Source organism: Rhizobium leucaenae USDA 9039, assembly GCF_000426285.1.
GTDB lineage: Bacteria > Pseudomonadota > Alphaproteobacteria > Rhizobiales > Rhizobiaceae > Rhizobium > Rhizobium leucaenae.
The window spans coordinates 37,715-58,658 of sequence record NZ_AUFB01000013.1 but is presented as its reverse complement, the minus strand read 5'-3'; the positions used below and the strand labels follow the sequence as shown (position 1 = coordinate 58,658).

The 20,944-nt window shown below is 58.8% G+C and carries 18 protein-coding genes and 2 pseudogenes; 8 read left to right on the top strand and 12 right to left on the bottom strand.

The features are described 5' to 3' along the window. Window positions 1-93: 93 nt before the first annotated feature. From K290_RS0119610 to K290_RS0119580, 7 genes are all read left to right on the top strand, one after another. Window positions 94-1,182 carry an ABC transporter substrate-binding protein gene (locus K290_RS0119610; protein ID WP_004129668.1) on the top strand — a complete coding sequence of 363 codons (1,089 nt, stop codon included), beginning with the start codon at window positions 94-96 and terminating at the stop codon, window positions 1,180-1,182. A 55-nt stretch (window positions 1,183-1,237) separates the two neighbouring features. Then, window positions 1,238-2,764 carry a sugar ABC transporter ATP-binding protein gene (locus tag K290_RS0119605; RefSeq protein ID WP_028753489.1) on the top strand — a complete coding sequence of 509 codons (1,527 nt, stop codon included), beginning with the start codon at window positions 1,238-1,240 and terminating at the stop codon, window positions 2,762-2,764. A gap of 9 nt (window positions 2,765-2,773) precedes the next feature. Continuing rightward, window positions 2,774-3,715 carry an ABC transporter permease gene (locus K290_RS0119600; protein ID WP_004129665.1) on the top strand — a complete coding sequence of 314 codons (942 nt, stop codon included), beginning with the start codon at window positions 2,774-2,776 and terminating at the stop codon, window positions 3,713-3,715. A gap of 5 nt (window positions 3,716-3,720) precedes the next feature. After that, on the top strand, window positions 3,721-4,719 hold the full coding sequence (locus K290_RS0119595) for an ABC transporter permease (protein WP_028753488.1): 999 nt from the start codon (window positions 3,721-3,723) through the stop codon (window positions 4,717-4,719). A 62-nt stretch (window positions 4,720-4,781) separates the two neighbouring features. After that, the gene (locus tag K290_RS0119590; RefSeq protein ID WP_015341899.1) at window positions 4,782-5,882 is read left to right on the top strand and encodes an NAD(P)-dependent alcohol dehydrogenase; all 1,101 of its coding nucleotides are present in this window, start codon (window positions 4,782-4,784) and stop codon (window positions 5,880-5,882) included. An 11-nt stretch (window positions 5,883-5,893) separates the two neighbouring features. After that, window positions 5,894-6,205 (top strand): putative quinol monooxygenase, encoded by a 312-nt coding sequence (locus K290_RS0119585; RefSeq protein WP_015341900.1) that lies wholly within the window; start codon window positions 5,894-5,896, stop codon window positions 6,203-6,205. Between the two features lie 75 nt (window positions 6,206-6,280). Then, on the top strand, window positions 6,281-7,543 hold the full coding sequence (locus K290_RS0119580) for an NAD(P)/FAD-dependent oxidoreductase (RefSeq protein WP_028753487.1): 1,263 nt from the start codon (window positions 6,281-6,283) through the stop codon (window positions 7,541-7,543). Between the two features lie 1,085 nt (window positions 7,544-8,628). Here K290_RS0119580 and K290_RS38405 read toward each other — a convergent pair. The 12 genes and pseudogenes from K290_RS38405 to K290_RS0119520 form a co-directional block, all read right to left on the bottom strand. Continuing rightward, a pseudogene (locus K290_RS38405) lies at window positions 8,629-9,107 on the bottom strand (hypothetical protein). A gap of 219 nt (window positions 9,108-9,326) precedes the next feature. After that, a pseudogene (gene ribB / locus K290_RS34555) lies at window positions 9,327-9,926 on the bottom strand (3,4-dihydroxy-2-butanone-4-phosphate synthase); the annotation flags it as partial. A 15-nt stretch (window positions 9,927-9,941) separates the two neighbouring features. Then, window positions 9,942-10,451: an NADPH-dependent FMN reductase gene (locus tag K290_RS0119565; RefSeq protein WP_015341905.1), complete on the bottom strand. Its 510-nt coding sequence runs from the start codon at window positions 10,449-10,451 to the stop codon at window positions 9,942-9,944. A 16-nt stretch (window positions 10,452-10,467) separates the two neighbouring features. Then, complete coding sequence (locus K290_RS0119560) at window positions 10,468-11,481, bottom strand: ABC transporter permease (protein ID WP_015341906.1); 1,014 nt, start codon at window positions 11,479-11,481, stop codon at window positions 10,468-10,470. Between the two features lie 12 nt (window positions 11,482-11,493). After that, complete coding sequence (locus K290_RS0119555; protein WP_015341907.1) at window positions 11,494-12,462, bottom strand: ABC transporter permease; 969 nt, start codon at window positions 12,460-12,462, stop codon at window positions 11,494-11,496. Next, complete coding sequence (locus K290_RS0119550; RefSeq protein ID WP_028753486.1) at window positions 12,462-14,021, bottom strand: sugar ABC transporter ATP-binding protein; 1,560 nt, start codon at window positions 14,019-14,021, stop codon at window positions 12,462-12,464. Before K290_RS0119550 ends, K290_RS0119555 begins: the two co-directional genes overlap by 1 nt. Window positions 14,022-14,526: 505 nt before the next feature. Further along, window positions 14,527-14,925, bottom strand: coding sequence for a GFA family protein (locus K290_RS0119545; protein WP_028753485.1), 399 nt, complete (start codon window positions 14,923-14,925; stop codon window positions 14,527-14,529). Window positions 14,926-14,927: 2 nt separating this feature from the next. Continuing rightward, on the bottom strand, window positions 14,928-16,178 hold the full coding sequence (locus K290_RS0119540; RefSeq protein ID WP_244441500.1) for an LL-diaminopimelate aminotransferase: 1,251 nt from the start codon (window positions 16,176-16,178) through the stop codon (window positions 14,928-14,930). A gap of 43 nt (window positions 16,179-16,221) precedes the next feature. Further along, window positions 16,222-17,391, bottom strand: coding sequence for an ABC transporter substrate-binding protein (locus K290_RS0119535; RefSeq protein WP_013984725.1), 1,170 nt, complete (start codon window positions 17,389-17,391; stop codon window positions 16,222-16,224). Between the two features lie 128 nt (window positions 17,392-17,519). Next, window positions 17,520-18,644: an LLM class flavin-dependent oxidoreductase gene (locus tag K290_RS0119530; protein WP_028753484.1), complete on the bottom strand. Its 1,125-nt coding sequence runs from the start codon at window positions 18,642-18,644 to the stop codon at window positions 17,520-17,522. A 55-nt stretch (window positions 18,645-18,699) separates the two neighbouring features. Further along, window positions 18,700-19,101 (bottom strand): carboxymuconolactone decarboxylase family protein, encoded by a 402-nt coding sequence (locus K290_RS0119525; RefSeq protein WP_018328914.1) that lies wholly within the window; start codon window positions 19,099-19,101, stop codon window positions 18,700-18,702. Between the two features lie 89 nt (window positions 19,102-19,190). After that, window positions 19,191-19,700 (bottom strand): flavin reductase family protein, encoded by a 510-nt coding sequence (locus K290_RS0119520; protein WP_013984728.1) that lies wholly within the window; start codon window positions 19,698-19,700, stop codon window positions 19,191-19,193. 129 nt (window positions 19,701-19,829) lie between these two features. On the opposite strand from K290_RS0119520, the gene K290_RS0119515 reads away from it, so the two are divergent. Next, on the top strand, window positions 19,830-20,597 hold the full coding sequence (locus K290_RS0119515; protein WP_004130089.1) for an SDR family oxidoreductase: 768 nt from the start codon (window positions 19,830-19,832) through the stop codon (window positions 20,595-20,597). Window positions 20,598-20,944: the final 347 nt, after the last annotated feature.

The following is a 20,944-nucleotide window of genomic DNA, read 5'->3' as shown; positions in this document are numbered from 1 at the left end:
GTTTGGGGAGAATTCGGCGATGGCTGGAAGATAACGGCGCTCCAGGTCGCAGACAAAATGGCCGCGTTGGGTGGCAAGAGGAGGAGAATTCTGATGAAAAGACGTACATTCCTGCAGACGGGCAGTGCCTTGATTGCAGCGGGCGCGTTCGGAATACCGGGCATCCTGCGGGCAGACGATACTATCGCCCTGCTGCCCGACACTTGGCCGTCCGAAGGGGAAAACCCCGTCGTCGAAGCTGGTAAGTTCGCCAAGGCAGGTCCCTGGAAGATCGGTCACAGCCACTATGGCCTGGCCGGTTCAACGCACACCTATCAGACCGCGTTCGAAGCCGAATACGAGATTAGCAGGAACAAGGCCCGTGTCGCAGACTATCAATTCCGAAGCGCCGACCTCAACGCCTCAAAACAGGTCGCCGACATCGAAGATCTGATCGCACAAAAAGTCGATGCAATCATCATTGCGCCGCTTACAACAGGCTCGGCCGTGGAAGGCATCAGGAAGGCAAAGGCCGCCGGCATTCCGACGGTCGTCTATCTCGGTCGCGTCGACACCGAGGATTTCACGGTGCAGGTCCAGGGCGACGACTTCTACTTCGGTCGGGTGATGGCTCAGTTCCTGGTCGACAAACTAGGCAACAAGGGAAAAGTGTGGGTGCTGCGCGGCGTCGCCGGGCATCCGATCGATGCTGATCGTTACGCCGGGGCGATGGAAGTCTTCAGCAAGTCCGGTCTCCAAATCACCTCAACCCAGCACGGCAGCTGGTCCTACGAGGACTCAAAGAAGATCGCCGAAAGCCTCTATCTCTCTGATCCCGATGTCGCCGGGGTCTGGACTGACGGCGCAAATATGTCGCTCGGGGTCCTGGACGCGCTGCAGGAAGCCGGGGCTTCCACCATTCCACCGATCACGGGAGAAGCCCTGAACGGATGGATGCGTCGTTGGAATGATGAAAAGCTCTCTTCGATCGGGCCCATTTGCCCTCCGGCTCTTTCGACGGCAGCCCTGCGTGCGTCCTTCGCGCTTCTCGAAGGCAAGCCGATCCAGCGCAACTGGACCAACCGGCCCAAGCCGATCGTCGACGAAAATCTTGCACAGTTTTACCGCTCCGATCTCACGGACGCTTACTGGGCCCCGACAGAAATGCCGAATGAGAAGCTCCTCGAGTACTTCAAGGCCTGACGCATTGAGGGCGCGGACAAGCGCGCCCTCTTCACCCTCGCAGATGGAAGTGTTCATGAGTATGCTTGTCGAGATGGTCAGCATCAACAAGTCCTTTGGTGCGACCAAAGTCCTGTCGAATGTTCAATTTTCGCTTGAACGCGGCTCCGTCCACGCGTTGATGGGCGAGAACGGGGCGGGAAAATCCACGCTGATGCGAATTCTGGCCGGCGTCTATCAACAGACCGCTGGACGCATCCGTCTGCGAGGAGAAGAGGTGACCTTCCGGTCCCCCAAGGAAGCGCGTCTCGCCGGGGTGTCGACAGTGTTTCAGGAGTTCACCCTGATCCCCAATCTCACGGTCGCCGAAAACATGTTTCTTGGACACGAACCGCGGCGTGCCGATGGGTCGATAGACACCGCCGAGGTCGTCGAGCGATCCCGCAAGCTGCTTGCCGACGTTTTCCCTCAACTGGACGCGACGGCGATTGTGGAAACGCTGACGGTTGCCCAGCAGCAGGCAGTGGAAATCGCCAAAGGCCTGACATCCAATGCCGATGTCTTCATTTTCGATGAACCGACCGCGGCACTAAACTCAACGGACGTCGCTCATCTCTTCAAGGTCATCCGCGATCTGAAGGCGCAAAACAAGGCTGTCGTCTACATCTCGCATCGGATGAACGAGGTGTTCGAACTGTGCGACACCATCACCGTCATGAAGGACGGGGCTTGGGTAAAGACAGCCAGGGCAGAAGACTTTAATCTCCAAACGCTCGTGGCAACCATGGTTGGACGCGAACTTCAGAGTTTCTTTCCGCCGAGGGCACAGGCCATTGGATCGCCGATGCTCGTCGTGGCAGGGCTTCGTCTCAATGACCATGGCCCGCCAGTCGGTTTTTCCGTACGCACGGGCGAGATCATCGGGCTCGCCGGGCTGGAGGGCCAGGGGCAGCGTGAAATCATGCGTGCGGTCGTCGGGGTCGAACCCGCCGCAGCTGCGAGCGTCCAGCGTCGCCGCGACGACAGCATGATCGATGTGAACGTATCCTCAGGCTTTTCGAGTGCCATCTCAGCGGGCATTGGTTTCATTCCTGAAGACCGCAAGCAGGAAGGCCTGTTTCTTCGGCTTCCGATCTACGACAACATCGCACTTGGCAAGCAATTGAACCGGAACATGGCGAGCGTTGCATGGCGTTCCATCTCCAGGGTTCACGATGTCATAAAGTCGCTCCGTGTTGCGGCTGCCGACCCCGCCTCGCCCGTCGGCAAACTTTCGGGCGGAAACCAGCAAAAGGTGCTTCTGTGCCGCTGGCTGCTTTCGGGGGTCGATATCCTTGTCATCGAGGAGCCGACACGGGGCGTCGATGTCGGCGCGAAAGCGGAAATCTACAAGCTGCTTCGCGATTTTGCCGATCGTGGCGGTGCAGTGATCGTCTCGTCGCGCGAGCACGCCGAACTGATCGGGCTGTGTGACAACATCCTGGTCGTTCACGACAAAAAGATCGTCGGGCAGATGCCCGCGCTCGATGCCACAGAGGAAACCATCCTGGGAACCGCACTAGGTTCGAACTTCGCGCACGATCCGCGCGCCGCTGTTCATTGAGGAGGATACATGAATACCATCGCAAACTTCCTGAAGACTCCTTACCGGGCGGGTGCGATCCGGCTGTCGATCGGGACGCTATTCGTGCTGGTGGTCGCCTCGGTCATCCTGCTTCCAGAATTTCTGGCGCCGGAGAATCTGTCGAACCTGCTGGCCCAATCTACTGTTCTTGTCATTTCTGCGCTCGGCCAGACCTTTGTGATCCTGACGGGCGGCCTGGACGTTTCCGTTGGTTCGATCATCAGCGTGACGACCACGATCATGACACTCGACATGCCAGAGGTTGTCCGTGTCGTGCTTTGCATTGCGGTTGCGATCGCATTCGGACTGGCCAACGGATACGGCGTAGCCAGGCTTAACGTCCACCCGATCATCATGACCCTGGCAACCATGGGGATCGGCCAGGGACTGGCGCTTATCATTCTCCCGATCCCCGGCGGGAAGGTGCCTGATTGGCTGTCGGCGTCAGTCGCGGGTTCGGTCGGGCCCGTGCCGAACTCGCTGCTCTGGCTGATCGCCGCCACCGTCGTTGCTGCCTGGATGCTTTATCGCAGGCCGTTTGGCCTTTACCTGTTCGCTTCGGGGGGTAACGATTTCAATGCCCGCATGAATGGCGTCCCGGTCGAGCGCACAGTCATCAAAGCCTACATCCTGTCGGCGCTATTTGCTTGTGCTGCCGGGATGTTCCTCGCGGGCCGCCTTGCCTCAGGCGATCCCAAGGGGGGTGCCACCTTCGGAATTGAATCCGTTACCGCAGCAGCGCTCGGGGGTGTTCACCTAGCTGGCGGTATCGGTAGCATCCTCGGCACTGTCGCCGGCGCGGCTATCCTCGGCATCGTCAACAACGTGATGAACCTCGCCAACGTCTCGGCATTCCTCCAGTCGGTCGTGAAGGGCCTTCTGCTGCTGGCACTCGTCGTTTCGCAGCGTCGCAAAACGATCGGACTTTGAAAGAGATGGACCTCTCGATGACCACAGCAGATGCGAAAATTGAGACGCCATCCCGCACTCTCACCGCCAAGCGCACACTTTCCTGGGTGCTCGGCTTGCCCCCGGCATATTACGTGCTCGCAATCCTGATCGCTTTGGCCCCCGCGGTAAGTGCGACGCTGATCAATCCGAACTATTGGTTCGTGATCCTGAAACAGTCAGCGCCGCTCGGGATCGCGGTGCTGGCGCAATCTCTTGTCATGCGGGTGCGTTCGATTGATCTCTCGGTCAGTGGCGTGTTTGCTTTTTCGATCTATCTCGCCAGCTCCGGGCTCCTCAACAGTTACCCGCCCTTCGTCACGGTCCTGATGACGATCGTCATCGGCCTTGCCGTCGGTCTGATCAACGGCGCCCTCGTGGCCTATGTCCGCGCCTCCGCGGTCATCGCGACGCTGAGCGTATCGGCGATCCTCATCGGGATCGTCCAGTTCATGAGTTCCGGCCGTGCACCGGGTTCGACACCAAGCTGGCTTCGCGTCCTGACGAGCGGGAACATCTACGGCCTGTCTTACTCCGTTATCGTCTGGATCGGGATTTCCGTGGTCGTCGCACTAGCGTTCCGCTTCCTGATCCTCGGGCGCTACTTCCGCGCTGTCGGCGACAATCCGAGGGCGGCGGAGATAACAGGCATACCTCTGGCTCGAACGATTTTTTTCTCGCATACGCTGGCGGGCACGCTGACGGGCATCGCCGCCCTGGTTCAGGTGTCTGCGCTGGCCGTTGGAACGATCAAGCCCGGCTTCGACACCTTCATGAACGCTCTCGCCGCGACGATTCTCGGTGGGGTGACGTTCGGCGTCGACCGCGGCGGCGTCGCGGGGCCTTTCGTGGCGGTCGTCGCCTTCAGTTTCCTATTTGCGATGTTGACCGTGTTCGGCATCCAGGAGCCCGGCAAGCTTATCGTCCAGGGCGGGATCATCGCTCTTGCGGCGATCATTTACGGCGCACGCGTCGGTCGCGTCTAGCCCGCACAGGATGCCAGACAGGTCATTCCCGGTGTCAACGCGGGAGAATGCAGGAGAAAAGCATGGTGAAGATAACGGCGGCTGTGGCCGTAAAACCGAAAGCTCCGCTGGAGTTTCGTGAACTTGAGCTGGCGGATCCCGAAGGCAATGAAATTCTTGTGCGAACGGTCGCGACGGGCATCTGCCATACGGACCTGTTGCTCCGTGATGGGATTTTTGGGCCTCCCGCCCCGGTCATACCGGGACATGAAGGTGTTGGCATCGTCGAAGCCATCGGGGCGGACGTCCAGGGTTTAAGGGTGGGCGACCACGTTGCGCTCAGCCAGAGTTCATGTGGCTTCTGCGGCGATTGCCGGCGCTCTCACCCGATGAACTGCCAGAACTACACCCAGTACAATCTGACGGGGCTTCGTCCGAACGGCAAAAAGGCCTTGCTTTGTGATGAAGTCGGCATCGGCAGCAACTTTGTCGGCCAGTCATCCTTCGCGACCCACATCCTGGCGACTGAGAACAACGCCGCGCAGCTTCCCAAGGATTTCGACCTGACGAATGCGGCCCCGCTCGGTTGCGGCATGGCAACGGGGGCAGGTACCGTCATCAACGCCATGAAGCCGGAGATCGGACAAACCATTGCCGTGTTCGGCGCCGGAGCAGTGGGCATGGCTGCGGTGATGGCCGCCAAGGTCCGGCGGTGCAGCAAGATCATCATCATCGACCTGAACGAGCAGCGTTTGGCGATGGCCAAGACGTTGGGCGCGACCCATGCTATCAACGGCAGGGACCCAGACGTCGTGGAGCAGATCCACGCCTTGACGGGCGGCGGTGCCGATTTTGCGATCGATGCCGTGGGTATCATTCCCGTCATCCTGAATACGATCAAATGCACGCGGGCAGGGGGCCATGTCGTCCTCCTCGGGCTCGACGCGCTCGGCAAGGATATTCCAATCCCGCTGGACCTCATGGTCTTCAACCGGAAAATTCAGGGTGCCATTCTCGGAGACCAGATCCCCCAGCTCTTCATTCCCCAACTGGTCGAGCTGAACCAGGCCGGCCTATTCCCGTTCCAGAAGCTGATCACAAAGTATCCGTTCGAGAAAATCAACGAGGCCATCGCCGATGCCGAAGCTGGCCGCGTGATCAAGCCCGTCATCGTCTTCAATTAGGAGCTTCCCACATGCCATCGAGCAAGTCCGACGAACAGCATCTCATTGTTGAGTTTAAAACATCGACGCGTAACCGGGACCGTGTCAACACACTGCTCCAGGAGTTTGTCGGCCCTGCCCGCGAGGAAGAGGGCTGCCTCTACTACAATCTCTACCAGCGCTCCGACGAGCCGAATACGTTCTTCATTCTCGATGGTTGGGCAAACGAGGAGGCAGCCGCGCGTCACGGAGAATCTCCGAACGTCAAGCGTGTTCTCGAACCGTTGCTTCCGTTGCTGGTAAGCCCCCCTTCCATCATTGTGAGCAGTCGCATCAGCGACTGAGCTTGCGATTGTGCAACACCGAAAGACGCGCTTGATCCGAGGCGGGTTTTTTCCAAAGGCTCGCGGGAGGACGAAATGGAGCATCGAGTTGTCATCGTGGGAGGTGGTTTCGCCGGCCTCCAATTGGCCAAGGATCTCAAATGTCCAAACCTCTCGATCACGATCATCGACAGACGCAATCATCACCTGTTCCAGCCGCTGCTCTATCAGGTCGCCACGACCGTCCTGGCGACCTCCGAGATTGCCTGGCCCATTCGCGCAGTATTTCGTGGAAGGAAAGATGTCACGACGCTTCTTGGCGAGGTCGTAGGCGTCGATGTCGAGAAGCGGCTCGTCTCGCTCAAGGGCGGCCATGCCATTCCCTACGATACCCTTGTTCTCGCAACGGGGGCCCGTCACGCGTATTTCGGCCGGGATGAATGGGAGCCCTTCGCGCCCGGACTGAAGGCGTTGGAAGACGCCACCACGATCCGCCGTCGCCTTCTCCTGGCGTTCGAAAAAGCGGAGCTGGAAACCGATCCCCAAGCGCGGGCGGGGCTGCTGACCTTCTCGATAATCGGCGCCGGGCCGACAGGCGTCGAAATGGCCGGGATCATCGCCGAACTGGCTCGAAGGACGCTTGTCGAGGAATTCAGAAACATCGATACGACTTCGGCGCGCATTCTTCTTGTAGAGGCAGGGCCGCGTATTCTGCCTGTTTTTCATGAGGCGTTATCGCAATACGCCGAGCGATCCCTTGCGTCGATGGGCGTCGAGGTTCGCACGGGAAGGCCCGTGACCGACTGCACCGAGGAAGGCATATCGATTGGGGACGAGTTTGTCCCGAGCCGCACGGTCATATGGGCGGCGGGCGTGCAGGCATCCAAGGCCGCCGTGTGGGTGGGGGCGGAGACGGATCGAGCGGGGCGTGCTATCGTGCAGCCCGACCTTACGGTCTTCGAACACCCGGACATCTTCGTTGTCGGCGATACCGCTAGCGTTAAGACCGGCGAGGGAATGCTGGTTCCTGGTATCGCGCCCGCAGCAAAGCAGCAGGGAAAATACGTCGCCCAAGTGATCAAGGCCCGCCTCAAGCAGCGCTCAGCGCCGCCTCCTTTCAAGTACAGGCATCTTGGTAATCTTGCGACCATTGGACCAAGCTCCGCGGTGATCGATTTCGGCAGGCTGCGGCTCAAGGGCTCCATCGCCTGGTGGATCTGGGGCCTTGCTCACATCTACTTCTTGATCGGAACAAGGAGCCGCATGGCGGTTGCGCTGAGCTGGCTTTGGGCATTTGCCTCCGGCCACCACTCTGCGCGCCTTATTACCCAGAAGGAGACGCTGAAGGAGGAGGTCTAGCAGCATGGGCAACGCGCTGAACCACATATTGAAGAAGGGTGGGCAATTATCTCGTTCATGGCACATATCAGTATCAAAACGAAAATGCTGCTTTTGGTCGTTCCCATTTGTGTGATCGGGATCGCCGGACTGACGTTTGATTCACTCAAGCACCGGGGCGCCTCCCAAAGCTACGTGAATTTCATCGCAGAGGATGGGGCCGATGCGATTCACATAGCGCGCGCCAACCAGCATTTTACGGCAGTGAGCTATAATGCCTACCAGACCTGTCCTACGACATCAAAGGCCTCAACATCAAAAAATTTCCACTCTACTACGAAAACAACAAGACCAAGCTGCTCTTGGAATTACGTTTGGTCAAGCGACTGCTGCCGGAGCACAAGACTTCGATGGAGAGCTTCGTTGAGGCTGCAAACGATATTCTTCAGCTTAGAACCCGGCTTGTACAGCCGGCGGTCCAAGGCGACGGCTGCCCATCACTACCGCCCTGAAGCGCAACCCAGAGCCGATCGGCCGGTGGTCAGTTGAGTTCAAGCAGGGAATTTTGGCCTTCGTCCATGAGCATCAACTAAATTCCTAACGCCTCGATCGAGTACGAGATGGTAGTTCTAGAATGACAATATCGAACCTTTGTCCTCTCCAGATGGCATCCTTGCGATGGCTGGCACGAGGGAAGACGATTCCTATGATTGCCCAAATAGAGGGCAGGAGAGTGGACGATATCGAGCGCTGCTTGAACGATGCCTTGCTACTGCTCGAAGTGGAGACTCTCGACGATGCTTTTCGAAAAATCGAAATAGCTCGCTGTGACAGAACTTAAAGGGATTTTAGCATGCAATTGACACTATTTGGAATTGCCCGGGGGCGTTGAGTTCCATAATAGAACTTATCTGATTTTTGTTACGAGATTGATTTAAAAGAATAAATCCGCATAGAGAACTGAACGTCCTGGCGAGTCCCTCTCGGTGGAACATCATATTCCGTGACGCATGGACGGGGCAATTGACTGGCGAGGCCAGCCCTCGCCGTGGTTTCGACGGGGCATCGTGAACTCAACGGCAAAGGGTCGAGCCCGTGACGCGGGGCTATTTTGTCAGCCATGCGCAAACGATTTGCGCCCATAGGTTCATCGCTGCTGCCCCCAGTTCGCGACATGGCTCGCGGTGAGGTGATGGGGGGATGTGGAACATGTTAGCAATCGGGTCATGGATGGAGACGAAGCGCCGCAAGAGTCGTTGTGACCTGAAAGGCTACTTGATCCGCTGTTGCCGTCGGATTGGCTGGTGCGAATTCTCCGCTCGATTGTTCAAGCCCTTGTGATGCCGATGCGCGACAGCCGGCGTGATGTCTCGTTCGGTGTTGTAGGATTGAAGCTTGTCGTTGGCGAACGACCAAATTCTCTGCCCGGCGGATCGTAGGGTGCGAGACAATGATCCCAAGAGCGGCCAGCATATCCTCGACCATCCGGAGACTGAAAAGGGAAACGGAACTAAAGCGACATCGCGTGGGCCGATAATTCAGCAGGAAAGCAGTGGCGACGATAAAGTGGCTCACGGTTTGTTATGCCCGATCATCGCGCAGCTAACCATGGTCAGTTAGCGTCACGAGGCTCCCCGTGGGCACCTTCAAACGCGCTTTCCTTCGCGTGTATCGGAGGCCACCAACGCAGGAGTTCGCTCTCCGTCTGAGGGCACGGGGAAAGTCTGCTTGTCAGATACGAAACATTGGCCATCGCCGCCTCCCTGGCTGCGTGATCTGCACAAAGGCCGCTTTTATCGATCTCGCGGCAATATTCGATCAGGGCTTCGATGGTCACCATGAGGAGGCCATGCCGCTCAGCGAATTCGCTGAGCTCGGGAAGACGCGCCATAGTGCCGTCGTCGTTGGCGATTTCGCAGATGACACCCGCTGGCTCGAGCCCGGCCAGCCGCGCGAAATCCACCGCGGCTTCCGTATGGCCGGGGCGGCCGAGGACACCGGACGGGTTTGCCCGCAGGGGGAATATGTGGCCCGGCCGGGACAGGTCCTCCGGCACCGTCGATGCGTCAGCGAGCGCCCTGATGGTCTTGGCGCGGTCTTCTGCGGAAATGCCGGTCGATACGCCTTGTATCAGGTCCACTGAGACAGTGAACGCTGTCTGCATGGAATCCGAGTTACGCTCCACCATGAGCGGGATATCCAGTTCGTCCAGCCGGTCCCCGGTCATCGGAACGCAGATCAGGCCGCGCGCATAACGCATCATGAAGGCAACATGATCGTTCGTCACCTTGTCCGCGGCAACCAGGATGTCGCCTTCGTTTTCCCGGTCTTCGTCGTCCACGACGATGATCATCTCTCCGGCGGCGATTGCTTTAACTGCGCTCTCGATGGGAGCAAACTTCATGGTCTTCTCCTTGAACTAAACATGGCCCAGAGTGCGAGCGAGTTGGCGGTCGACCCGCTCCCGGAGTTCCGCAGACGGTGCCGAATCTGGAAAGTCGCCGTCCATCGCATAGATGAAGTCACCGCGAACCTCGGCTTTGAAGAAGCCCATCAATGAGCGCAGGTGAGCCTCGACGTGCTGACCATGGGCTTCGGCTTTACCCGTTGCGAATATCAACACGGGTTTCCCCTGCAGGGCTGTCATTTCGAAGAGGTCGAAAAGATGCTTGAGAAGGCCGGTCATCGAGGACTTGAAGACCGGCGTGCCCACGATGAGGACATCTGAAGACTGGATTGCGTCAAGAACGTTCGCGAGTCCAACAGGAGCCTCCGAACGCCACAGGGTGGTTCCCAACACCGGGAGAACATCGACCAGGTCAAACAGATACCGTGTGTGACCGGGCGAGACGCTCGAGAGTGCGTATTCCCCGAGCGCCCGCGTCTTCGAGGGGCGCGAGACATTGCCAGTTATCGCGACAATCTTCAATTTGCCGGCCTTTCGATCAGATCTGGTTGCGGATATGCGGGGTACGAGCGTAGACGGCCACCATCGGCACGATCAGCAGACCCACGATCGCCTGTTGCGCGGCAAAACTCAGGCCCAGCCCAACCAGCAGGGACGTCATTACCGTCAATACGAGTACGCCGAGAACGGTTGCCCCGTATCCGCCTGCGCCTCCAAGCAACGAGGTGCCGCCGATCACAACGGCCGCAACGGTGGTGAAGAGATATGGATCTCCGACGCCAACGAATCCGCCGCCGGAAAACCCGAGCAGCAATACGCCCGTCAGTGCCGACATCGCTCCACTGATACCGTGAATGCTGGTCCAGACCTTGGTTTCGGAAATGCCAAGCCGTGCCGCTGCAGTCCTGCTGCCCCCCACCGCGTAGATGGAGCGGCCAAACCAGGTGTTGTACAGAGCCCAGATGGTCGCAAGCGTTATGAGCAGCCAAACCAGCACCACCGGCGGCAGGGAAAGCCCGAAGGTCTTCCCGTTGAACGCGGCGAAATTCCGGAGCCAGTTCGGTACGGGCGCGAAAACCGTGCCGCCGTAGTCGGAACCGATGGAGGTGTACAGCTGTACCGCACCGACAAATGCGAAGCCGACCCCCAGGGACATGATGAGAGCCTGGCCCTGCAGCCTGAAGCTCAAAAAGCCGTTCGCGACCCCGATTGCTGCTCCCAGGATAACGACCACTATTGCGGCCAGCCAGGCAGGCATGCCGGTGACCAACAGGCTTGGGAAGAGAATGTTCGCTCCCCCGATGACATAGGGAATGGAGAGATCAAGCGCGCCGACCATGGCACATAGCGTCTGTCCCAACGATGCAAGCCCCAGGAAAGCGGCAAGCAGCAATATCGAACGCGCGTTACGGGGGGAGATGAACCCCGGAACAAGGATCGTACCCAGCACGAGAAGTGCGGCAAGCAGACCAAAGCCAATCACGATGCTGCGCTGCAGTTTTACCGATCGTCCTGTTTGGCTCATCGTCTGTTCCGTTGCGAGTAAAGTCATTACAAGTCCTCCCTAGAAAGCCGGGCGCCGGGCCGTCATGAATACGTTGACGAGGAGCGATGCCACGAGGATCAGGCCGAAAGCCATTTGCGTCACGAACCCTGTCACGCTTCCGAAACTGAAGGCGGAAAGCAGGTACGAGATGAGGAACATGTTCAGCGCACCAAGCGTCGACCCCAAAGCCCCCCCTCTCCCGCCAGCCAGGTTTGCGCCACCGAGCACCAGGGCGGTAACTGCCTGGAGCGTGTAGCTGCTTCCCTGGGTAGGATCGCCCGAAGAGATCAATGCCGTATAGCTGAGCGCGGCAAGGCCAACGAAGACGCCGCCGAGGAGATGGGCGCAGATGCGTACGGTGTCGACTTTCACTCCGCTCGTGTAGGCCATCCGTTCGTCGGCGCCTGTCATGCGGAGGTGGGAGTAAAAGGTGGTCCGGCGCATAACGGCCCAAAGAGCGAACGCCGCCAGGACGATAATCAGCACCGGAGATAAGATCGTGGTTCCTGCTCCCCACGTCATCATCCAGTCCGGCGCGACGCCGCCGGGCCTTGACATGACCATGAGGTTCACGCCTGAAAGGACGAGGAAGCTGGAAAGCGTGACGATGATGGGGGCGACCCGGACGTAGATGATGATGAGCGCCTGCAGCAACTGGTACAGCGCGCCGACTGCTACCACCCAGCAAACCACCGCGAGTGGCGACGTGTAACCACTTGCCGAGAGCCAGCCGATCAGGGTGACGTTCACGAAACCCATCAAGGGGCCAACGGAAAGATCAACCGAACCGCGTCCTGCCATCACGATCGGTGTCAGGGCGAGCGTTGTGAGGATCAAAGGTGCTGCGACGATGATTGCTCCGCCTATTCCGGTTGCGGTGAACAGCCGCGGCGACAGCAAGGCTGCAGCGACGAGCAACACTCCGAAAAGAACGAACGGTACGGTCAGCGACCTGTCGAGCGCAGGAAATCCAAAACGTTGCGACATCAGTGTGCCTTTCTCTCTTTGGAGAATTCCATGGTGTCGGCAACCGAGCGGCCGAACATTGCAGCGAGAATGGTTTCTTCGTTGATGTCGGGGCCGTCGAGGGAGCGATGAATGCTCCCTTTGTGAAAGACATCGACGCGATCGGCGAAACCAAGAAACTCCTCGATCTCGCTCGAAAGGTAGATTACCGAGCCGCCACCTTCGGCAAACAGCCGAAGCTCGCGATACAGGTCGCGTTTGGTGTTGAGGTCCACGCCCCGAGCAGGGTCGTTAAGAACGATCACTCTGGGATCATTGGCGAAGGCGCGGCCGATCAGGACCTTCTGCTGGTTACCACCGGAAAGGGACGTAATCCGGTTGTCCGGGTGGCCGATCTTGACGCGGAGCCGCTCGACCTCCCGGGCAAACGTCTGCTTCAGCTTTTTCCGCCTGATGACACCGAACGGCCCCAGGTTCTTCTGATAGATACCGATGGCGAGGTTCTCGAAAATGCTCTGCTGCGGGAAAATTCCTTCCCGCTTCCGGTCTCCGGATACGTACACAATGCCCTTGTTCGCGGCGTCGTCGAGCGTGCTGACTTTGACGAGACCGGTGCTTTCCCTGTTCAGGATCCGGACCTCCCCTCCGAAGGGCGAGATAATCCTTGCGACCAGTCGCACGAAGGCGTCCTGGCCCTGGCCGTCCAGTCCCGCGACGCCCACGATAGAACCCTGCGGAAGGACGAAGTCGAACGGTTGCGATGCCTCCTGGGGGCGCGCGCCATGGACGGAAAGAGCTTCCTTGCGATCACCCGGCAGGCCCGGTGCAGACGTTGAAGCAGCGGCGGAAATCTGGCGGTCTTGAGGGGTCATCATGCGCAGGAGATTGGCCTCGGTGATCTCGGATTTCTCAAGGACACCGACAGTGAAACCGTCTCTCAGTATTGTCGCCCGATCGGCGATCCGGACGAGCTCGGCGATGCGGTGCGTAACGATGATTACCGCGCACCCCTCGGACCGGAGTCGATCGATCTCTTCGTGGAGGCGGACGGTCGCGTCGAGATCGAGTGCCGCCGAGGACTCGTCTAGGATCAAGACCTTGGGTTTCCTCAGAACGGCCCGGGCGATAACGATCCATTGCTTGATGCTGAGCGGAAGATCACCGACGTTCTGCCGGAGATCGACAGGCTTTCCCACCAGGCGGTCGAGGAGGCTTTGCGCAGCGCTTTCACGTTCACTGGAGGCTTTCCGAAGCGAGAACAGGTCCTCGCTTCCTACGAAAAGGTTGTCGAGGACACTCGCTTCATCGGCGACAAGGACTTCCTGGAAGATCGTAGCGAGACCAACCCCTTTGGCATCGACTGGCGAGGTGATGGACTTGCCAAGGATCAGGACAGATCCTGCATCGGCAGCGATAACGCCGGACATGATCTTTGCCATGGTGCTCTTGCCGCTGCCATTCTCGCCAACGATCGCGTGCACCTCCCCTGCCTTGGCGGCAAAATCGCATTTCTTCAATGCCTTCGTTTCGCCAAACGATTTGGCAACGGCCGTCATGCTTACGGCGACGTCTTTCGTCATGCCCATCCTCCCTTTAGGCAGCAGCAGATCGCGCCAGGACATCCGATGCCCGGGCCTCTTGCCGATTGTGACTGCCGTCTTTGAACGCTCCGAGAACTCGCTCAGTGAACTACAGAATGACAGATTGTCTGATAATCTGTCAATAGTGCCGCCATGCCCATATCGGGATGTCGGGTTGATTTCGATGAAACCGGTTGGTCGCTCGACGCCCTCAAAGTTCCAAAAGCATGTTGTCACGCAACTGACGTCGGTCGGAGGTTCTCGAGCGGAGTTCCGCCCGATCTGAAGCGATGTGGCAGCCATCGCGATCAGGACAGGACCAAAGCACTATTGAGGGTGTCCGGTAATCCGAAGAGGCAACCGTTTTGATTGGGGCATACGGAACATCCCAACCTCCGCGCGTCGAACGCGGCAAGTGCCATTCGATCATCCAGCCTTCCCCGCTGGGGAAGCGGGCAGATCGAACTCATCGTCGATCGGCCCTTGGCGCGCGCAACCGTGGAGATCACGGGAACTCTTCGAAGTTTTCCTTCGCGGGGTCGTGAGCAAGCCACGGCCTGGCGTGGGACAGCCAGACGTTGGACATAGGAACCGAACCAGGATCAGTGTCAAAAGTGCCTGCCCGCAGCACCTTCATCTCAGGGTTGGCAGGCCGTTCGGCATAAACGTGCGAACCACACCGTGAGCAGAACCACCTCAGTTTTCCAGGGGTCGACTCAAAGCTGTGAAGGACGTCCTCGCCGGAAATCAGCTTGAAGTTCTCACTCTTCACCTTGGCGGCAGTGTTATGATCGGCCGCATGGGACTTTCTGCACGTCTGGCAGAAGCAGTTCCACATCGGGCCGTCCAGTTCCGACACTTCATACTGTACCGCTTTACATTGGCAAGATCCGAGGATCGGCATCTTCAAAATCCTTTCATCGCTTTATCGAGTTGTGGCTGTCGCGCGCTTGCAGAAAGCCACCGCTTCAAGTTCCGTGCGGCCTGCCGGATCCTGTCTTCATTCTCCACGAAAGCCAGCCGTACGTATTCGTCACCCATCTCACCGAAACCGATACCCGGCGAAATCGCGACCTGTGCCTTCTCGAGCACGAGTTTCGAAAACTCCAGCGAGCCAAGGTGTCGGAAATGCGGGGGTATCTTCGCCCATGCGAACATCGTCGCCGCAGGAGCTGGAACGTCGAAGCCGGCATCGGCAAAGGTCTTCACCAGTGTATCTCTGCGCGTCCTGTAGATGTCTCTTGCCCGCGCGGCGTCCTCCCCGTCCGAGTTTAGGGCATGAGCGGCGGCGACCTGTATCGGCGTAAATGCTCCGTAGTCCAGGTACGATTTCACGCGCGTCAACGCTCGGATGAGCCGTTCGTTACCCACCGCAAACCCAACGCGCCAACCGGGCATCGAGAATGTCTTCGACATCGAGGAGAATTCGACGGCCACGTCGATCGCGCCGGGGACTTCGAGAACAGACGGCGGCGGGGGACCGTCGAAGTAGATTTCAGCGTAGGCGATATCCGACAGAACGATGAGATCGTGCTTCTTCGCGAAGGCGATGACGTCCTTATAGAAATCGAGCGTCGCGACGCGAGCGGTGGGGTTTGACGGGTAGCTTATGATGAGCGCCAGAGGCTTCGGTACCGAATGCCGCACCGCCATTTCGAGAGCTTGGAAGAAGGTCTCATCCGGCTCGACCGGTACCGACCTTATCACGCCCCCTGCCATGAGAAATCCGAACGTATGAATCGGATAGGAAGGGTTCGGACAGAGAATGACATCCCCGGGGGCGGTTATGGCCTGTGCCATGTTCGCAAACCCCTCCTTGGACCCGAGCGTCGCAACAACCTGGGTATCCGGATCAAGCTTCACATTAAACCGGCGGGCGTAATACGCAGCCTTGGCGCGGCGAAGCCCGATAATGCCCTTGGAAGCCGAATAGCGGTGCGTGCGCGGATGCTGCACCGCTTCGCATAGCTTGTCCACAACCCAGCTTGGCGTGGGAAGATCGGGATTGCCCATTCCAAGATCGATGATGTCGACTCCGGCCGCGCGCGCGCTGGACTTGAGACGGTTCACCTGCTCGAAGACGTAAGGGGGCAAACGCTGTATCTTGTGGAATTCCAACTTCTGGTTCCTTATCGTGGGTCCTCCGCGCCGACGGATGAAGCCGGCGCGGAGGTCGCGGGACAACTTGGGAGGTCGTCGATTACTTCTTCGGCCGCCAGGCCAGCGGATCTTCCGGGCGCTCGAAGTACTGTGCTGCTACGTCCGCGGGCCACCATGCATCGCCCTTGGGCTCGATCCACGCCGTGGAGTTCGGATCGCAATCTTCCGGAATTGCTTCCTTCACATCGTCGATCGTGTAGGGAAGAGCCGGTCGCAGGATCGACTGGATCTTCGGCCCCTGGCCTTGGAGCGTCCTCATCATCACGTCCCACACCAGTCGGGCGTCAGCCCGCGGCGGCCAGAAATGGAAGCTCTGGCTGATGAAGTCGGGATTATTGCGCCAGTAGCACGCCGCCGACGCCTCGCCGCCGAGGACGATTGGCATCATGTCGCGCCCGGACTGCTGGACCGCGTTGACGACACCGTTTTCCGAGGCCGACTGGACGAGGATACCAGCGATTTCGGTAGGGTTGGTCGCGAGGAATTTCTGGACTTCGACCTGGGCGACCTGATCGGTCCACTTGCCGGCGACATCGCCCACGACGGTGATGTCCTTATACTCGTCGAACGCCTTCTTGGCACCGACATTGAAGCTGTCGGATGATGCGAAGCCCGGGATGCCCGAAACCGTCAGTACGTTGCCCTTGCCGCCGATTTCCTCGGCCAGCCATTTCGCGGCCGTATAACCGCCCTGGGTGTTGTTTTCGGTCGCATTGATCGCGTAGGGCGATGTCACGTAACCCGAGAACGAGAACACCGGAACGCCCTTGGAGTGCGCGTATTCGATGGTCTGGTTGATGGCCGTTACGTTCGAGCAGCAGATGATGATAGCATCGACGCCGTCGTCGACCATCTGGCGCATCTGCTGGATTTGCGTCGCGTCCTTCAGGTCGGACTGCGTGACGACAAGCTCAGATACCAGTCCAGCCTCCTTGTATTTCGGAAGCAGAACCTCGTTCAATTCAGTGAGGATCTGGGCACGCCACGTGTTGCCTGCATAAGTGGATGCGTAGCCGATTTTCCATGGCGGCGGCCGCTTCGCCACAAAATCCTTGAGCGGCGTACCACCGAGGGGAATTGCCGGGTCCACGAGCTCGTAAAGCTGCTTCTGGTCCGGTGGTAGCGAGTCTAAGCCGTCCGCGAATGCGGCGGTGGTCATCAGGCCTAGCCCGGTGATCACGCTCAATGCGGTGTAAACCTTCTTTAGCATGTGTAGGGTCTCCTCCCCTCTGTACATCCGCTACAGCAGTTGACGCCGTTGGCGTCGAGCCACGGAATTGGTTAAAAGTGTTTCGATTTCGGATTGGTGGCGGGCGACTTGCGCCGCCCGCGGAACGGTCAGTTCCTGAGGCCAGCCTGTTTCAGCAGAGGCATGACGCGGTCGTTGAAGAACGGCAGCTCTTCGTTGTAGTCGACCATTGTGAGAAGCGCGCCGTCGACGCCCGTGTTGCTCAATGCGACGAGCTTGTCGGCGACCTGTTCCGGCGTTCCGACGATCGGGTAGCCGCCCCAGCCAGCGATGAAGCGCTCCTTGAACTTCTGGTACATCTCTGCCGAGTGGTTCTGTGACTGAACCTGAAGAACCTCGCAGATGTTTTCGCAGGCTTCCCAATCGCCCTTCTGGTTCACGTAGTAGTCGTAGTAATCCCGGGCTTCCTTTTCGGTCTCGCGAACGACGACCGGGCACGCGGTGAAGGTTCCGAGTTCGCGCTTGTATTCCTCGCGAGCCAGCTCCTTCACCTTCTTCACCCACGCTGCGCCCGATTCCATGTCCTGCATGAAGCCGAAGTTGAAGTCGCAGAACTTGGCCGTGAAGTGCAGGCCCTTGCCCGACGAACCGGCGCAGATGAGGACCGGGCGACCCGTCTCTTTGTTATAGGGCTTCGGCTCGCTGAACGCGTCTTTCACCTTGAGGAACTGGCCGTCAAAGGTGACGCCGTTCTTCGTCCACAGAGATTCGACGATTTCCATCCATTCCGTGGCATATTCGTAGCGGGTGTCGTGTTCCATCATCGGAACGCCGAACATCTCCATTTCCGGGGTAAACCAACCCGTCACCAGGTTCAGGCCGTATCGGCCCTTCGAAATGTTGTCGATCGTCGTCGCCATCTTCGTCGCGACGATCGGGTTCAGGGTCGGGATATGCGTCGTCGAGAAAAACTGCAGCTTCGTGGTCACGGCAGCCAGGGCCGCGGCCCACGTGAACGTGTCCATGTTCACGCCGTTGAAGTTCGTCGGCCCGCCGAAACCGCGCCACCGGGCGATCGGCACCATGCATTCCCAGCCGGCCGCTTCGAGCTTTTTGGCAATTTCGACATTGTGTTCGAAGGTCGGTTCGAACGTTGATTCCGCGGTGGTGATGGCGCAAGCGCTGGAACAATTCGTTCCGAATACGCCAAGCTTCAGCTTGTTGCCGTTAAACATCGGGTTTCCGGTGGCGCGGAAATCATCGCTGGTCGTCATATTGAAGTGTCCTCCACAGAGTTAGTCTGTTCCCGGCCCGAAAGCCGGGCACCGATTAGATACCCATGTCCTCGAAGACTTCCTGCGCGACGCGGAAGCTGTCGATCGCCGCGGGCACGCCGCAATAGATCGCGACCTGAAGGAAAACTTCGCGAAGCTCGTCCTTGCTGAGGCCGTTATTGATCGCGCCGCGAACGTGCAGCTTCAACTCGTGGGGGCGGTTAAGGGCGGAAATCATGCCAAGATTGAGAAGGCTGCGCGAACGGCGGTCGAGGCCGGGCCTGTTCCAGATCTCGTTCCAGCAATACTCGGTGACAAGCTCCTGCATCGGCCAGTTGAACTCGGTCGCCTTGTTTACCGAAGCGTCCACATATGCACCGCCGAGAACCTCCCGACGGGTCTGCAGACCCTTTTCGAACCGTTCACTGACGGGACGCCCATTCACTTGCGATTTCATATCGGTGGCAATAGTCACGGATCAAACTCCTCATTATCGGCCGAAAGGCATTTGGTGGATGTCATAAGCCGAATGCTCGGCCAAACGTTTCAGGCGGCAGCATCGATCAGCGCTGCCGATCTAACCAATTTCCCGTCCTCGTAGAGGAGCGGGGCAATATTCTCGATAAACCGGGCCTCGATGACTTCCCCGAGAACGACGTCATGGGTGCCAACGGAGACTGCGGAGTTGAGGCTGCAAACGAATGCGGCCTGGGCGTCGCCGAGGACGGGAACTCCGCCAGCCCCGATCCACTCACCGTGAGCGAACCTCTCCTCTCCCTTCAGTTTTCCACTGAACAGCGGAACCAAAGGCGCATGGCTAAGATGCAGCATGTTCACTGCGAATTTCCCCGCCAGCTTGAGCGGGCCGCTGATCGAAGCCGATTGGTTGATGCAAACCAGGAGGGTCGGAGGGTCCGCCGTCACTGACTGGACGGCGGTTGCAGCCATGCCGTAACGGGCACCTTCCCATTCCGTCGTGATCAGGCAAATTGTTGATGTGAACCGGCGTAAAGCAGTCTTGAACGCCGCTTGCGCTGCTATTTCAGCACCAGCCATCGTTACCTCCCCCAAGTCATTCGTGACCTAAGATAAGCAGATTGGCAGACAATCTGTCAACACGTTTTGTTAGTCATTGACAGATTGTCTGCGAAAATGTTTTCTTGGGCAGTGAAAGAGGAGACGATTATGGATCTGGAATCGAAAGTCTGTGTGGTGACCGGGGCTGGCAGCGGGATCGGGCGCGCAACAGCTGAACTGTTTGCGCGCCAGGGCGCTAAGGTTGGCGTCGTCGACGTCAACATCGATGCAGCACGAGACGTCGCCCGAGAAATTGGGACGGATGCGATCGCGTTAAAAGCCGATGTGTCTTCCTCCGCCGAAGTCGAGGCGTTGGTCAGGTCAGTTAAGGAAAAATGGGGGCGTATTGACGTTCTCGTCAACAACGCGGGGTTCGGAATGACGGGAAACGTCACCACCATCGCCGAATCCGACTGGGACCGGATCATGGCGGTGAACGTGAAGGGGATCTTCCTCTGCTCGAAATACGTGGTTCCGATTATGGCGGAACAGGGCAACGGATCGATTATTAACACGACCTCATACACCGCCGTGTCAGCCATCGCCAACCGCACGGCCTACGTGGCGTCGAAAGGCGCGATCTCGGCACTCACGAGAGCCATGGCACTGGACCACGCAAAAGACGGGATCCGCGTCAACGCTGTCGCCCCCGGGACGATCGACTCGCCCTATTTCACCAAGATTTTTGCGGAAGCGGCGGACCCACAAGCCTTGCGGGAAGACTTCAACGCCCGTGCAGCCTTGCACCGGATGGGCAACCCGGAAGAGATCGCCGAGGCGATGCTCTTTCTCGCTTCGGACCGCTCGCGGTTTGCGACCGGAAGCATTCTCACAGTCGACGGAGGATCGTCGATCGGTAACCACTTGGTGCGCTGAAGCACATAGGTGCTAGCAGGTGCCTCCTTCTTGACCACGGGAGGCATTTTTACTGTGGTACTACGTGTCGGAAACACAGAGACCCGCAGTGGGAAAAGATAGAGATCACGCGCAAAGCTGCGTGATCAAGACCCTGCGATGAGACGTCGCTACGGCGCTTTATAGTCGCATCGCCGCGCCTGATCCTTCCCCCAGATATCGCGGGAATTTTCCCAATCCACACCGGAACTTCTCGGGAGCGCGTGAGGGATGCCGCCTGCGATGCCGGCCGTGTCATCGCCGGGACGCCAGTTGCAAAGCCTCGGTATGCGCCCGCCCGCTTCGCATGCGATCGCCCGGCGGCTGCA